Source organism: Bifidobacterium saimiriisciurei, assembly GCF_010667655.1.
In the GTDB taxonomy this organism is placed as follows: Bacteria; Actinomycetota; Actinomycetes; order Actinomycetales; family Bifidobacteriaceae; genus Galliscardovia; species Galliscardovia saimiriisciurei.
This window is the reverse complement of record NZ_WHZU01000007.1, coordinates 129,115-142,654: the sequence shown is the minus strand read 5'-3', so window position 1 is coordinate 142,654 and position 13,540 is coordinate 129,115. Positions and strand designations below refer to the sequence as shown.

13 protein-coding genes are annotated in these 13,540 nt (G+C 59.6%); 9 read left to right on the top strand and 4 right to left on the bottom strand.

The window, feature by feature from the left end; all coding sequences use genetic code 11:
• The first annotated feature begins 154 nt into the window (after positions 1-154).
• On the top strand, positions 155-364 hold the full coding sequence (locus GFD18_RS05915) for a hypothetical protein (RefSeq protein ID WP_163228263.1): 210 nt from the start codon (positions 155-157) through the stop codon (positions 362-364).
• A gap of 287 nt (positions 365-651) precedes the next feature.
• Here GFD18_RS05915 and GFD18_RS05910 read toward each other — a convergent pair whose 3' ends face one another.
• Positions 652-849, bottom strand: a complete 198-nt coding sequence (locus tag GFD18_RS05910) for a helix-turn-helix transcriptional regulator (RefSeq protein ID WP_163200361.1) — start codon at positions 847-849, stop codon at positions 652-654.
• A 104-nt stretch (positions 850-953) separates the two neighbouring features.
• Positions 954-1,481, bottom strand: coding sequence for a DUF1304 domain-containing protein (locus GFD18_RS05905; protein WP_225432917.1), 528 nt, complete (start codon positions 1,479-1,481; stop codon positions 954-956).
• A gap of 92 nt (positions 1,482-1,573) precedes the next feature.
• On the opposite strand from GFD18_RS05905, the gene nhaA reads away from it, so the two are divergent.
• The 8 genes from nhaA (at position 1,574) to GFD18_RS05865 (ending at position 12,010) form a co-directional block, all read left to right on the top strand.
• Complete coding sequence (gene nhaA / locus GFD18_RS05900) at positions 1,574-2,944, top strand: Na+/H+ antiporter NhaA (protein WP_204314005.1); 1,371 nt, start codon at positions 1,574-1,576, stop codon at positions 2,942-2,944.
• A gap of 287 nt (positions 2,945-3,231) precedes the next feature.
• Positions 3,232-4,686, top strand: a complete 1,455-nt coding sequence (locus tag GFD18_RS05895) for a UTP--glucose-1-phosphate uridylyltransferase (RefSeq protein ID WP_163200364.1) — start codon at positions 3,232-3,234, stop codon at positions 4,684-4,686.
• A 145-nt stretch (positions 4,687-4,831) separates the two neighbouring features.
• A complete protein-coding gene (locus GFD18_RS11435) occupies positions 4,832-6,742 on the top strand; it encodes a helix-turn-helix transcriptional regulator (RefSeq protein ID WP_163200365.1) in 1,911 nt (636 codons plus the stop codon).
• 33 nt (positions 6,743-6,775) lie between these two features.
• Positions 6,776-7,090 (top strand): hypothetical protein, encoded by a 315-nt coding sequence (locus GFD18_RS05885; protein ID WP_163200366.1) that lies wholly within the window; start codon positions 6,776-6,778, stop codon positions 7,088-7,090.
• The gene (locus tag GFD18_RS05880) at positions 7,083-8,120 is read left to right on the top strand and encodes a diacylglycerol/lipid kinase family protein (RefSeq protein ID WP_163200367.1); all 1,038 of its coding nucleotides are present in this window, start codon (positions 7,083-7,085) and stop codon (positions 8,118-8,120) included. Before GFD18_RS05885 ends, GFD18_RS05880 begins: the two co-directional genes overlap by 8 nt.
• A 2-nt stretch (positions 8,121-8,122) precedes the next feature.
• Positions 8,123-10,768: a DEAD/DEAH box helicase gene (locus GFD18_RS05875; RefSeq protein ID WP_163200368.1), complete on the top strand. Its 2,646-nt coding sequence runs from the start codon at positions 8,123-8,125 to the stop codon at positions 10,766-10,768.
• 89 nt (positions 10,769-10,857) lie between these two features.
• Positions 10,858-11,205, top strand: coding sequence for an RNA polymerase-binding protein RbpA (locus tag GFD18_RS05870; protein WP_163200369.1), 348 nt, complete (start codon positions 10,858-10,860; stop codon positions 11,203-11,205).
• 88 nt (positions 11,206-11,293) lie between these two features.
• Complete coding sequence (locus GFD18_RS05865) at positions 11,294-12,010, top strand: HAD hydrolase-like protein (RefSeq protein WP_163200370.1); 717 nt, start codon at positions 11,294-11,296, stop codon at positions 12,008-12,010.
• 317 nt (positions 12,011-12,327) lie between these two features.
• Here GFD18_RS05865 and GFD18_RS05860 read toward each other — a convergent pair whose 3' ends face one another.
• Complete coding sequence (locus GFD18_RS05860; RefSeq protein WP_163200371.1) at positions 12,328-12,990, bottom strand: MerR family transcriptional regulator; 663 nt, start codon at positions 12,988-12,990, stop codon at positions 12,328-12,330.
• 64 nt (positions 12,991-13,054) lie between these two features.
• Positions 13,055-13,495: an FHA domain-containing protein gene (locus tag GFD18_RS05855; protein ID WP_163200372.1), complete on the bottom strand. Its 441-nt coding sequence runs from the start codon at positions 13,493-13,495 to the stop codon at positions 13,055-13,057.
• Positions 13,496-13,540 lie beyond the last annotated feature (45 nt).

The following is a 13,540-nucleotide window of genomic DNA, read 5'->3' as shown; positions in this document are numbered from 1 at the left end:
TCTTGGATGGCCGCTCCGACCACTGAGGCGAATTCGCTGAACGTCATGGCCTGATCGAGATCGATGCCGGCCGCGGCATACGTGCGGATCATCTCAGGATCGACTCCCGACTCGAACATTCTCTTGGCGACGCTCATGGATACCCCTCTCATCGGTGGATGTGGCCGCGGCCGGCATCGATCTCGATCAGGCCATGACGTTCAGCGAATTCGCCTCAGTGGTCGGAGCGGCCATCCAAGAGGAGCTGGAACGGTATGATGACGGCTCCGACGGCGAGGCGTACGTGCTGCGTGGGGTCCACGTCGGCCATTTCAAGGACGCCGTGAAGAACAACGTCATGCATCGTGTGCTAGAACGCTGGTAGGTCCGGTTGGCTGATGCTATCAGCGCCTGTTCGTCGCTGAGTTTGGAGCAGTCTCCCGATTGCGGTTTCCCCATGGGGTGATGTCAGAATCCCCCAATGCCTGATAGGCAATTCATTCATGATGGGGCTACATAGATGCGGGTTTTCCATTACTGGTCCGCTACGTTGCTGTGGATAGGCCTACGGGCGCAACAAACACATAGCGCAGTATTGTGGACTGGAGGGCGACATGTAATGACAGACGGCAGAGAGCACATCCAGTAACGCCATACGACACGAGCAAACCGTTAATCGCGATCCTTGCGAGGACGGCCTCCTCCGACGCCTTGGCCCGGGCGGTTCGCTAGCCATGCGTCGATGGTCTCTGGCTTCCAGCCCTTCGTTCTGCCGACAAGCACATCGGGTTCGGGCAGACCAGCTGATGCGGCGTTTTTCAGGCCAAGCCGTTCCCCGACCTCCTTGGTACTGAGATAACGTTCAGTCATCGCACATCCTTTGCGAAATAAGACGAATTATCGTGCATTGCGATTGTATGCACCTCCATGCGCAAAAACTGGCCGTTCACATCCCGCACCAAGCAGGCGGAAAATCAGAAAACGGCAAAAGCCAACAACAGTAGTAGTGAGACATTGGGGAACAACGCCTGCTTGACGGCAGCGCCACGCTTATCGGGACTGCCGGTGAACAACACCAGGGCGGCGAGCGCCATGGACGCGGTGCCCGCAACCATCAACGTCACGCCGACAACACGCCATCCGGCGAAAACAAGCACCACACCCGCCAAGGCCATGACGCCAAGAAACAGATTATAGAAGCCCTGATTATAAGCCATCTCCCTTGTCGCCTCAGCCTCCCGCAACGACGCAACGGAGAACGTCCTCATCGTCCTCGGATCAGTCCAACGAAACGACTCCAAAACAAAAATCAGGACATGAAGCAAACCGGCAAGAACCGCGAACACACACGACGCCACCAACATCAAATACTCCTTTCCCATACGGAATAAAAACGCCAATAGGCTAGCAGGCGCCGCATAGGAAACCACCGATGACATCGAAAGGCGCACGTTGCCGAACTCCTTTTTCACGCACGGCGATAGGGGAGCAGACACCATCATGTAACCTAGAAAGGTTGAATCCTCGCGGTCGCAAACCAAACAACACACAACGACCGACTCCATTCACACAAGCAGTTGTTAGGAGCAAACACATGACATCAAGCCCCCAGATCCACGAGGGCATACTCGAACCCGGCGTCATCAACATCCACAAAGGCAAACGACGCCTCATCGAATTCACCCACTCATCCACCAAAGCCACCATACTCATGGTGTTCGCCGCGCTCGCCGCCTTCGCCATCGAAAACACGCCGGCACTGCCATACTTCAACGAATTCTGGCAATCCGTGCACCTGACGTTCTCCATCGGTGCATTCCACGCGAACATCAGCCTCGAACACTTCATCAACGACTTCCTCATGGCCCTGTTCTTCCTCATGGTCGGCCTCGAAATCAAACATGAGATACGCGCCGGAGAACTCACCGAACCACGCAAGGCCATACTGCCCATCATCGCCGCCGCAGGAGGCGCCATACTCCCCGCCATCATCTACCTGATCGTGAACGTCGGCGGTCAATACGCGGGCGGATGGGGAGTGCCCATGGCCAACGACATCGCCTTCTGCCTCGGCCTGCTCGCCCTACTCGGCCGACGCATACCATCGGGACTGCGCGCCTATCTATCCACACTCACCATCGCCGACGACATGATCGCCATCGCCGTCATCGCGCTCTTCTACACCACCAAACTCAGCCTGCCCTGGCTCATCGCCGCACTCGCCGCATACGCCCTGCTCATCGCATTCAACCGCTGCCACATCTACGACCTGCCACCATACCTCATCATCGGATTCATCCTATGGGTGTGCATGCTCTTCTCCGGAATCCACGCCACCCTCGCCGGCGTCATGCTGGCGCTCGCGATTCCGGCCCGTTCCGAGATCAGGCTCGACCGGGTGGGCGGCTGGTTCGCGCATCGTGTGCGCAAGGCCGAGGACCGTTACGATCCCGACGAGCCGGATGTGGCGCAGCGGGAATACCTGCGTGAGGTGTATTCGATCCGCCGCGTATCGCACGCCACGATTCCGCCGACGATTCGTCTGGAGAAGCGCCTGCACACGTTCGTGTACTTCTTCGTGCTGCCGTTGTTCGCGTTCTCGAACGCCGGCGTGATACTCGCCGGCATGTCGTTCACTCAGGTCGTGACCAGTCCGGTGGCGATAGGCGTGTTCCTGGGGCTGCTTGTCGGCAAACCGCTCGGCATCTTCATCGCCACATGGGCCACGGTGAAACTGGGCGTCTCACAGCTACCCAAAGGCGTGAAATGGGGTCATATCGCCGGCGTATCGGCACTCGGCGGCGTGGGATTCACCATGGCGATCTTCGTGACGAACCTGTCGTTCACGGATCCGCAGGTCGCGGCGGTCGCCAAGACCGCCATCCTCGCCGCATCCATCATTGCCGGCGCCCTCGGCTTCCTGATTCTGCGTCATGAGGCGTTGAACGCCGAACGGGAATCCTGACTCGGTGCGGTGGGTCGGGCGGCCGGCAAGTTGGGCAATCCGGCCCACCGCATATGCGTATGAATGCGCAAGAACGGTGGCTGCTTGGGGACCGGCCATCACCTCGATGGTGGTTCTCGGCGTCATTATCGTCTCCGTTGCCGGCGCATTTCTTGTATGGGCATCCGGCGGTGGCGAAAAATAGATTTGTCGACATCCGACTTTTGGAGGCCACCTCCCATGTTTCTCCCCGAAACTTGCCCAAAAGCATCAGGAAGAGGCAAGCCGTCATCCTATACAATGTGGTGATGTGTCCAAAGAAAGGGAAACCTGTGTCCAACGATCCGTTTGAACTGTCCGCGGCGAAGATGCGCGAACATGGCATGAGTGAAATCGCTATTTCTCAATTCGAACGCCTGTACCGCACCTGGCAGCAGGACGACCATTCCGAATGGATTCGCGAATCCGATGTCGAGCCGCTCACCGATATTCCCGCCGTCCGCGATATCCATCACACCATCGACCATGACAAGGCGTTGGAGGCGTTCAAGAAGACGGCCTTCCTCAAGCTCAACGGCGGTCTCGGCACGTCGATGGGACTGGCCGGCCCCAAGTCGCTGCTGCCCGTGCGCCGTCATAAGGCGAAGCGCATGCGCTTCCTTGATATCATCCTCGGTCAGGTCGTCACGGCTCGCACCCGTGAAGACGTGCAGTTGCCGCTCACGCTGATGAACTCCTTCCGCACGTCGAAGGAGTCGATGTCCGTGCTGCATCACAACCGTCGTTTCCACCAGACGGACATCCCCATGGAGATCATCCAGCATGTGGAGCCGAAAATCGATCTCGCCACCGGCGCCCCCGTTGATTTCCCCGAGAACCCCGAGCTGGAATGGTGCCCTCCGGGCCATGGCGACGTATTCGCCACGCTCTGGGAGTCCGGACTTCTCGACAATCTTCTTGAGCACGGCATCGAATACCTGTTCATCTCAAATTCCGACAATCTCGGCGCGCGTCCTTCCACCACGCTCGCCGGTGCCTTCGCGCAGTCCGATGCGCCGTTCATGGTTGAAGTCGCGCACAAGACCGCAGCCGACCGCAAGGGAGGCCACATCGTTCGCGACCGCAAGACCGGGCGTCTCTCGCTGCGTGAGATGAGCCAGGTGCATCCGGACGACAAGGCCGCCGCCACCGACATCGCCAAGCATCCGTATTTCAACACGAACAACATCTGGGTGCGCGTGCGCGATCTGCGCGACAAGCTGGCGCAGACCGGGGGAGTGCTGGACCTTCCGGTGATCCGCAACCGCAAGACTGTCGATCCGACCGATTCCTCCACCACCAAGGTGCTGCAGCTGGAAACGGCCATGGGAGCCGCCATCTCGCTGTTCGACGGCGCGGCGTGCATCGAGGTCGACCGGCCGAGGTTCCTCCCGGTGAAGACCACGAACGACCTGTTCATCATGCGTTCCGACAGGTTCCATCTGACGGACACCTATGAGATGGAGGACGGCAACTACATCTTCCCCGTGGTGGACCTTGACCCACGTTATTACAAGAACATCGCCGACTTCGACGAACGCTTCCCCTATGGCGTGCCTTCGTTGGCCGCGGCGAACTCCTTCACCGTCAAAGGTGACTGGACGTTCGGCCAGAATGTGAAATGCTTCGCCGATGCCAGGCTCGAGGACAACGGAGATCCCTCATATGTGCCGAACGGGGAATTCGTTGGTCCGCAGGGCATCGAACCGGATGATTGGCTGTAATCGATTGTTATCCTTATGGGCAAAAATCGTCCATAAGGATAATTTTTGATGAAAAAGCGGGTTTTACGGAAAATTACCCGTAAAATGTCTAAAGGCGCGAAAACGCCAACAATCAAATAACAACGTTAACGAGACGTGAGGACAGATGGCTGAGGGAGCTTCGAACGGAAGGCGCCGTTTTTCCGACAAATGGGGCAAGCACGAACTGGATGTGTTGGCGGTGCTTTCGTCGGCGTTCCCCCAATGGCTTACGTCCCGCCAGATCGCGCAGCGGGTGAAGGCATACGCCGACTCCTATGGCGAGCTTGCGGATCAGGCCGCCAAGGCGGCGTTTGCCAAGCAGTTCCAACGTGATCGCGCCAAGCTGGCGGCCATGGGCATCGCCATCGAGTCGCGACAGCCCGAATACTCGTCGAAATCCGAGGGGCAGGACTTCGCGTCCTATCGTCTGCAGCTGGGCGACGAGCCGCGTATCCGCATGCGATTCGAGCAGGAGGATCTCCCGGTCCTGGCTGCGGCGAATTATCTTGCCCAGTCGATTTCCCTTTCCTCGGCTTCGCAGCGTATGGAATCGCGGGAGAGCACCAAGCTGTCGCGCACCGCACCGCGTGTACCGCAAATGCCCGTCCCCGGTCTGGGGCTGGATTCGATCGCCCCGGGTCTTGGCACGCAGACCATCCCCGATGTGCTGGTCAAAGTCGTCGATTCGCGTCGTTTCGCGGCGACGGTGGATGTGGACGGCGAACACATCAATGTCGCCTACACCGATTCCGACGACCTGGCCATGTTCGTACTTGAACACCCCGGCTCCTCGATCATCAGTCCGCAGGAGGCCGTGGACGCGTTCAACCGCCGTCTTAACGCCGCAACGCAGTTCGGTTCCGCAGACCGTCCCGAAGAGGCGTTCGCGGCGCGCCGCGATGTCTCCACCCCGGCGGACCATGCCTCCGATGTGGAGGACGGCAAGGGCAAGTCGAAGGGACGCAAGTCGCTGAGCGCATCCTTCCAGACGGGCTCCGAAGTGGATCGTCGTCTGCGCCTCATGCTGTTCCTCTCCGCGCATATCGGTGAGGAGTTCCCGATGACCGACTTGGCGGAGCGCTTCATCGGACACGCCCGCAGCGAGGACGAACTGAAAAAGTCGGTGGCGGTCATCCGCAAGGATATCGGCACGCTTACCACCGTCTCCGACGATGGCGAGATGGCCGGCAGCCAGTTCTTCGACATCGACTGGTCCCTGCTGGAGGCGGAGGGCATCATCAGCGCCACCAACTCCCTGGGCCTCGAACGTCTGGCCGGCATCTCTCCGCAGTATCTCAGCATGCTGTCCGCATCGGTGAGCTATCTGGCGCATTCGCCGTTGCTGCCTGCCGAGTCGCGCAGGCAGGCCGCATCGCTGTATACGCGACTGCGCGAGCATACCGAACCGGGGGAGACCCCATGGCTGAGTCTTACCGGATACGAGCTTGAGCCTCCGTGCTTCCAGGCCGTGGACAGCGCCATCCATTCGCGTTCGCTGTTGCGCATCGAATACACCGACGGTGCAGGACGTACGCGCGAGAAGCTGGTGGCTCCCGCCAAGATTTTCGTGGACGAGGGCGTGTACTATGCCGCGTTCTGGAACGGCATCGACAAGTCCCCCAGTGACTCGAAGCACAGGCACAGTGATTGGCAGGTGCTACGCCTCGCTCGCATCGGTCGGGCCGAAATCGTGGCCCCGCAGGACTCGATAACGATTCCGGACGTGCCCGTTTCGGAACTTCGTCAGTGGAGCCTTGACAACGGCACGCCGTCCTCCTTCGTCACCGACAAGCCGGGGCTGCCGTTCATCGACTCGCTTCAGGACGCCAAGGTGGAACCGTGCGGTACCGGCGAGCTGGTGCATCTGACCGTCTCCTCGGATTCCTGGTTCGTCGCCTTCTGCATCGCCCATGCGCGGCACATCGTCGCGGTTTCGCCTGGTACCCTGCGTACCATGATTGTGGCCCGTGCGAAGCGGGAGCTCAGCGTCGGGGACGAATCGCATAAGGCGTCCGCCGCATCCGCCGAAAGGTGAGAATCGGGCACATCGTTTACCTGAGGAGGTTCCATGCCGGCCTGGATATGGATCGTGTTGGTACTGTTCTTCATCGTCATGGTGGTCGCCGGACTGGTGTATGCGGGCAAACGGGCCATCGCTGCAATGCATGTCATAGGGGAGACCTCGGCTAAGACTTTCGGGGTATTGGACCGGCTGGGGCAGCAGGCGGCCCCCCGCCGCCCCGAACCGCCGTCGTACACGCAGCCGTTGCATGTAGCAGCCGATCGATACGCCGAAGCCCATGCCGAGGTCATTCGGCATCAGGACGCCGTAAGAGACCGACACGTCGCCATATGGCGTCGTTGGAAAGAGTTCAATGCCTAAACGCACCGACCTGACGCCGACGGGGCGTCCCATCATCGCCGTACTGACGAACCCAGCATCGGATAAGGGACGCGGTCGATTCGCCGGACGCACCGCATTCGACCTTATGCAGCGGCGTGGCGGCGAACTGGGATACGACGTCATTGACATTACCGGCGGAACGCGATCCGAGTCATTGCGCAATGCAAGCCGTCCCATCCCTGATCTGGCGGCACTGGTCGTGGTCGGCGGGGACGGCATGGTGTCTCTCGGCATCAATGCAGTGGCCGACAGGGACATACCGTTGGGCATCATCCCGTGTGGGTCGGGCAACGACTTCGCAAGAGGCCTCGGCATGCCCATCGGCCATATCGCCGCCGCCGTGGAAGTCATCATGGCGGCCTTATACCAGCATTCGGCGATCAACATCGATCTCGGCCATGTTCGTTCGGCCGAAGACGGGGGCCGCCGCGTCAACACGTTCTTCGCCGGCATGCTGAACTGCTCGATTGATGCCGCAATCAACAGTCGGGCCAACCACTCCAGGTTGCCATTCGGCGGCCTGCGGTATATGGAGGCCGGAATATGGGAGGCATCGCATGTCACCGACTACGGATTCCATGTGGCGGTGACGTTCGAGGAGGGATTCCGTAGCGAATACGAGCTGTCCACCCCGCTGATCGCCATCGCCAACGGCCGGTACATCGGCAGCGGCATCGAGGCCTCTCCGGATTCAGATCTCACCGACGGCGTGCTGGAAATGCTGTGGGTCAAGTGGATGCCGTCCGTACCCCAGGCGTTGCGTATTCTCGCCAAGGCCTATCGAGGAGTCCATACCGGGGACCCGCTCATCGGATATCGGCGCATCCGTGAGATAACGCTCGACTATGGCCTGCAGGGAGGAAAGCCTCCCACGCTTATGGCCGACGGCGAGATCGTCGGTACGCTTCCGGTGCAAGTGGAAGCCCATCGCAAGGCATTGAAGCTGCTGGTTCCCGACGCGGTGCGTCGTCAGTGGCGGTCATCATCGGACGACAAATCGGGGGAGTAGATATGGTTCGTCGACACCATCATCGTGGCAAGCGAAACAACGTACAACAGCCTGTTGAGCAATTGATGCAGGAGGATTCGTCAAGCCCCGCGGCCCGATACCGTGCGTTCCAGGAACGTCGGCAGCGAAGGGCGAGCGTGGCGCAGCGTTTTGCGGATACGCTCGACTTCCCTCTTGACGAGTTTCAGCGTCAGGCCATCGACGCGCTGGAGAACGGGGAGAACGTCATCGTCGCCGCGCCTACGGGAGCAGGCAAGACCGTGATCGCGGACTTCGCGGTGTTCCTTGCCCAGGACCGTAATGTCAAGGCGTTCTATACAACACCCATCAAGGCGTTGAGTAATCAGAAGTACCATGATCTCGTCGCCATATACGGTTCGGACAGGGTCGGTCTGTTGACGGGGGACACATCCATCAATTCCGAGGCGGACATCGTCGTCATGACTACTGAAGTACTGCGCAACATGTTGTATGAGCATTCGACGACGCTCACGGCATTGCGCTACGTCGTCCTCGACGAGGTGCATTATCTGGCCGATCGTTTTCGCGGGCCGGTGTGGGAAGAGGTCATCATTCATCTTCCCGAGCAGGTGCGTGTCGTCGGGCTTTCGGCGACGGTGTCGAACGTGGAGGATTTCTCCGCATGGATAGAGTCGGCGCGAGGAGACGCCGCGCTGGTGGTTTCCGAGCGTCGTCCGGTCCCGCTGAGGCAGCATGTCATGGTGCAGTCCGACGAGCGTCACGAGCCGGAGATCTATGACCTGTATCGTTCCGAAACCAGCACCCAGCTGAATCCCAGCCTGGTGAGCCGCATCGCAGAACTCGACCGCAAGGCCGAACGCAGGGGCGGGCGTCCCGAGGACCGCAAACGCCGTCATCGCGGCCGAGGGAGCTCGGGATCCGCCGTGCAGCGCTATACGCCGAAACGATGGGCCGTGGTCGACGAGCTGAACTATCTCGACCTGCTGCCGGGCATCTACTTCATCTTCTCCCGTACGGGATGCGACATGGCGGTGCAGCAGTGCATCAACGCAGGACTTGAGCTCACCACGGTCGACGAGGCGCGCCGCATCCGCAGCATCGTCGATGAGATGGTCGACGGCCGGCTGACCCGCGATGAGATGAAGACGCTGCGGTTCTCGCGCTTCCGGTTCGCGTTGGAGGAGGGATTCGCGCCCCATCATGCCGGAATGATCGCCCTGTTCCGCGAAATCGTGGAGAAGCTGTTCGAGGAAAGCCTGGTCAAGATGGTCTTCGCCACGGAGACCCTGGCATTGGGCATCAACATGCCCGCGCGCTGTGTGGTGGTGGAGAAGCTCGAGAAGTTCAACGGCATCGGGCACGTTCCGCTCACTCCCGGAGAGTTCACGCAGCTCACCGGGCGAGCGGGGCGACGAGGCATCGATTCCATCGGGCACGCCGTTGTCGTCGATCATCGTGGCTTCCAGCCCCAGACGGCGGCTGCCCTGTCGTCGAAGCGTGTGTATCCGCTGCATTCAAGCTTCCGCCCGACGTTCAACATGGCGGTGAATCTGCTTAATTCCAGTGACTATCACACTGCCCGCGCAACGCTCGACCATTCGTTCGCCCAATGGGAGGCCAACGAATCCGCAGAGGCCCTGGAAGAGCGGATCACAACACTGAACAACGCGTTGAACGGTTATGAACGGGCCTTCGAATGCAGTCAGGGCGACTTCAGGGAATTCCTCACCATACGTATGCGCCTGACCGATTTGGAACGCAACGAAAGGCGCGAGCTCAAGCATCGTGATTTCCATTCGGACGCCGCACGCAAACAGGCATTCCATGATCTCGACGAGCGTATAGCGCAACTGCGCAGACTCGACAAGGAGCATCCCTGCCGCCAATGCGGCGACCTGGCGCAGCACATGCGTTGGGGTCACCGATGGATGAGGGAGACGCGCGAGCTCGAACGTGTCAAGGGCCGTTACGATTCCCGTACCGGATCGGTCGCCCGCAGGTTCGATACGATATGCGCCATCCTGCAGAACATGGGATACCTCGATGCCCGGTACGCCGACGGCCGTGGGGGTGAACGACGGCCCGAGGACTATACGCTCACCCAGAGGGGACAGTTGCTTCGCCGGCTCTACAGCGAACAGGACCTGGTGCTTGCCCAATGCCTCGCCGAAGGCGTGTTCGACGGCGTCAAGCCGGCCGATTTCGCGGCGTTGATGAGCGCCTTCGTCTATGAGCCGCGACGTGGAGAATCGGGGGAGCCCCGACAGTACCCGCATGGTCCTTCGGGACCAGTCGCCAAGGCGGCGGACCAGATACGACGGATATGGTATTCCATCAGCGTCCTGTGCGAGGACATGGGACTCGAACCGTTGAACCAGCTCAACTTCGGCATGGTCGACATCACCTACGTGTGGGCCAGGGGAGGGGAACTCTCCGAAGTGCTGGATGGTACCGATATGACGGGTGGAGACTTCGTCCGCACCTGCAAGCGGCTGACGGACATCCTTGGCCAGATCGGCTCCACGGGACCGTATATGCCGATCGACGGCGAGGACACCGCCGCCACTGCGAGAACGGCGGCCGACCTCATCAACCGTGGCCTCGTATCGTATTCCGGAATCGACGAACAGGTCCGGGACGCTCGGGAATCCGAGGCCGACGAGTGAGGGAAACATACGAAGCCGTTGGAATAAAACGAAGGTCTTTGCTGTTTTGTAGCGTGGATACGGTTATTCGATAATGAGGAGGGCAACTAATGGCTGAACGCTCGCTCCGTGGTATGAGCATCGGCGCAAAATCACTGGAATCGGACGACAACGTCGATTTCGCCGCTCGTAACGATGTGGCCTACGTGTGCCCCAAGGGCCACCGCACCATTCTTCCGCTTGCCGAAGGCGCGGAGATTCCGGAGGAATGGGAATGCCGTTGCGGACAGACCGCCCACAGGGAGGGCACCAAGGACGACGAGGCCAACGAGATTGCCAAGCCGACCCGAACCCACTGGGACATGCTGCTTGAGCGACGCACCGAGGAAGAGCTCAGCGAACTGCTCGACAAGCGATTGAAGATGCATCGCGAAGGCTGGATTCCGGACTACGAATAAACGTTGATGATGCCCGGCTTACGCCAGATACGTAGGCCGGGCATCATTGTTCATTCGGAATATGAAACACGACACAGGGGAGAGGAACATGATCGATCATCCGAAGAACGTCGTCCTGCTGGATCTCGACGGCACGCTGACCCAGTCTCATCCCGGCATCTTCGCCGCCGTGGCCAAGGCCTTCGAGGCGGTGGGCCGTCCCGTGCCGGACGACGAGGAGCTGCACCGCTTCATCGGTCCCGCCATCGTGGAGTCGCTTGAACGAAACGGCATCCATGGCGAGGACCTCGACAAGGCCGTTGAGGTATATCGTTATTATTATTCGACCGCCGAGGTCTTTGACGATCCCAACGAACCCGGCAAAAAGGTTCCCGGACGTCTGTACAACTCCGTGTATCCGGGAATTCCCGAGCAGATGGAGCGTCTGCGCGAGAAGGGGTATTATCTGGCCGTCGCCACCTGCAAGCCCGAACCTCAGGCGATCGCCGTCTGCGACCATTTCCACATCACCGGCATGGTCGACGGCGTATACGGAGCCAGCATGGATTCCTCGCGTCTGGACAAGGACCAGGTCATCCGATATTGCTTCGAGCGCATCGGATACGACGAGTCCGCCGGCGACAAGGCCGTAATGGTCGGCGATCGCTGGACCGACATGGACGGCGCCGCGGCGACGGGCATCGGCAGCATCGGATGCCGATGGGGCTACGCCGAACCGAACGAACTGGAAGACCATGGTGCGTCGATGATCATCGACACCGTGGACCAGCTGGCCGACGCCGTCGACACGTTCTTCGCCGAATAGTTCGAACGGGAATCCTTCGCCGAATTCCGGCCTTTGGCCAGACGCAACGTGCGAATCGGACGAATGCCGTCCATGAAGCAAGTTGCGTCTGGTTTTTTTATTGTCTGATACGTTCTGTGCGATGAACAGCGTATGCAGATGACGCTGGTATGCAAATGATAATGATGTTGATGAACGTTGGGCATGTTTTCCACGTATATATAATTGTCCGATAATGTACGTTATGTCAGATTTGTAGTAGGAGACAAATACGACATACACGGGATGGAATATTTCCGGTCTCGATGTCATTGTGCGCATCCCCGACATCGTGATGATTACTGAGCGATTCGGGCCTTGCCCTCGTTCCGGTTTGCACGCCTGGTCTTCTGCATGCGTCGACGGGTAATGTCATCAAGCTTTTGACTATGCCGGACATCATGTTGCTGGGTTCCCAGGCTCAGATCCACGAATTCTTCGATATCCAGGGCTTCTTTGGTGTGATGCCACAATGCGCCGACGGATACGCCGAATACGGCGGCTCCCCCGCGTACCAATGCGATGACCTCCTCGTCGGTCGTGCATTCGTGCACGGTCTGTCCGTCGCACATGATGGTGATGTTTTCCAGTTCCGTGGCTGTATGGTCCTGCAGGCAGTCGATGGCCGCAGTTACGTTTTGCAGATTGACTCCAGCGTCAAGCAGCTTCTTCGATACCGCCAGTATGACGACGTCCTTGAATGAATACAATCGTCGGGAACCCGAACCATGTGAAGGATTGATCGAGGGCACAACGATTTGCTTGCGGGCCCAGTAATCCAATTGCCGATACGTGATGCCGGCGACACGCGAGGCCACGGTCCCGCGGTATCCCCGGCGTTCATGACGGGCATCCCCGCCTTCGAACAACTGTCCCTGAACGGCGTCTGCAGCGCCCAGGCTGGTACGCTCCCGCAAGGGCACATGCAGACTCAACCGAACTTCGTTGTTTGCTCCGTCCATCACCGTTACCCTCCCGTACGGCTGAAACTGTCTGCTGTTCACAGTCTAGCCGCAGGGAGACGGTTTATGCGGCTACGACGGCTGATTTCGTGAAGAAGACCAGACGGAACTTGCCGATCATGATTTCGTCACCGTTGTTGAGCACGGCCTCGTCGACACGCTGGCGGTTGACATACGTGCCGTTGAGCGAGCCGGCGTCCTGCACAGTGAAGCGTCCGTTGACGCGGCGGAACACGGCATGGGCCCTGGAGACCGTGGAATCGTCGAGAAGGATGTCTGAATGGGGATCGCGGCCCACGTTCACGACGTCCTCATCCAGAAGATAGCGGGAGCCGGAAACCGCTCCGCGGGTGGAGATCAGCAGTGCGGAATTGTCGTTCAGACGGGCGATGGTGTCCAGGTCCTGCTGGGTGAGGGGCCTGTCCCCCGCGGTGGTAATCGGAATATGAATGGCCGGAATGCCAATGATGGTGGTTTCGCCGGCGGTTGGAATCGGATCAGTCATAGTATGCATTCTACATAGGCGGTGATATAAGCGTTGCGACGGATT

Bases quoted from the DNA above. Each gene is read 5' to 3' on its own strand.
- GFD18_RS05910 (WP_163200361.1), bottom strand. From the start codon at position 849: ATGACTGAACGTTATCTCAGTACCAAGGAGGTCGGGGAACGGCTTGGC.
- GFD18_RS05905 (WP_225432917.1), bottom strand. From the start codon at position 1,481: ATGATGGTGTCTGCTCCCCTATCGCCGTGCGTGAAAAAGGAGTTCGGC.
- nhaA (WP_204314005.1), top strand. From the start codon at position 1,574: ATGACATCAAGCCCCCAGATCCACGAGGGCATACTCGAACCCGGCGTC.
- GFD18_RS05895 (WP_163200364.1), top strand. From the start codon at position 3,232: ATGTGTCCAAAGAAAGGGAAACCTGTGTCCAACGATCCGTTTGAACTG.
- GFD18_RS11435 (WP_163200365.1), top strand. From the start codon at position 4,832: ATGGCTGAGGGAGCTTCGAACGGAAGGCGCCGTTTTTCCGACAAATGG.
- GFD18_RS05885 (WP_163200366.1), top strand. From the start codon at position 6,776: ATGCCGGCCTGGATATGGATCGTGTTGGTACTGTTCTTCATCGTCATG.
- GFD18_RS05880 (WP_163200367.1), top strand. From the start codon at position 7,083: ATGCCTAAACGCACCGACCTGACGCCGACGGGGCGTCCCATCATCGCC.
- GFD18_RS05875 (WP_163200368.1), top strand. From the start codon at position 8,123: ATGGTTCGTCGACACCATCATCGTGGCAAGCGAAACAACGTACAACAG.
- GFD18_RS05870 (WP_163200369.1), top strand. From the start codon at position 10,858: ATGGCTGAACGCTCGCTCCGTGGTATGAGCATCGGCGCAAAATCACTG.
- GFD18_RS05865 (WP_163200370.1), top strand. From the start codon at position 11,294: ATGATCGATCATCCGAAGAACGTCGTCCTGCTGGATCTCGACGGCACG.
- GFD18_RS05860 (WP_163200371.1), bottom strand. From the start codon at position 12,990: ATGGACGGAGCAAACAACGAAGTTCGGTTGAGTCTGCATGTGCCCTTG.
- GFD18_RS05855 (WP_163200372.1), bottom strand. From the start codon at position 13,495: ATGACTGATCCGATTCCAACCGCCGGCGAAACCACCATCATTGGCATT.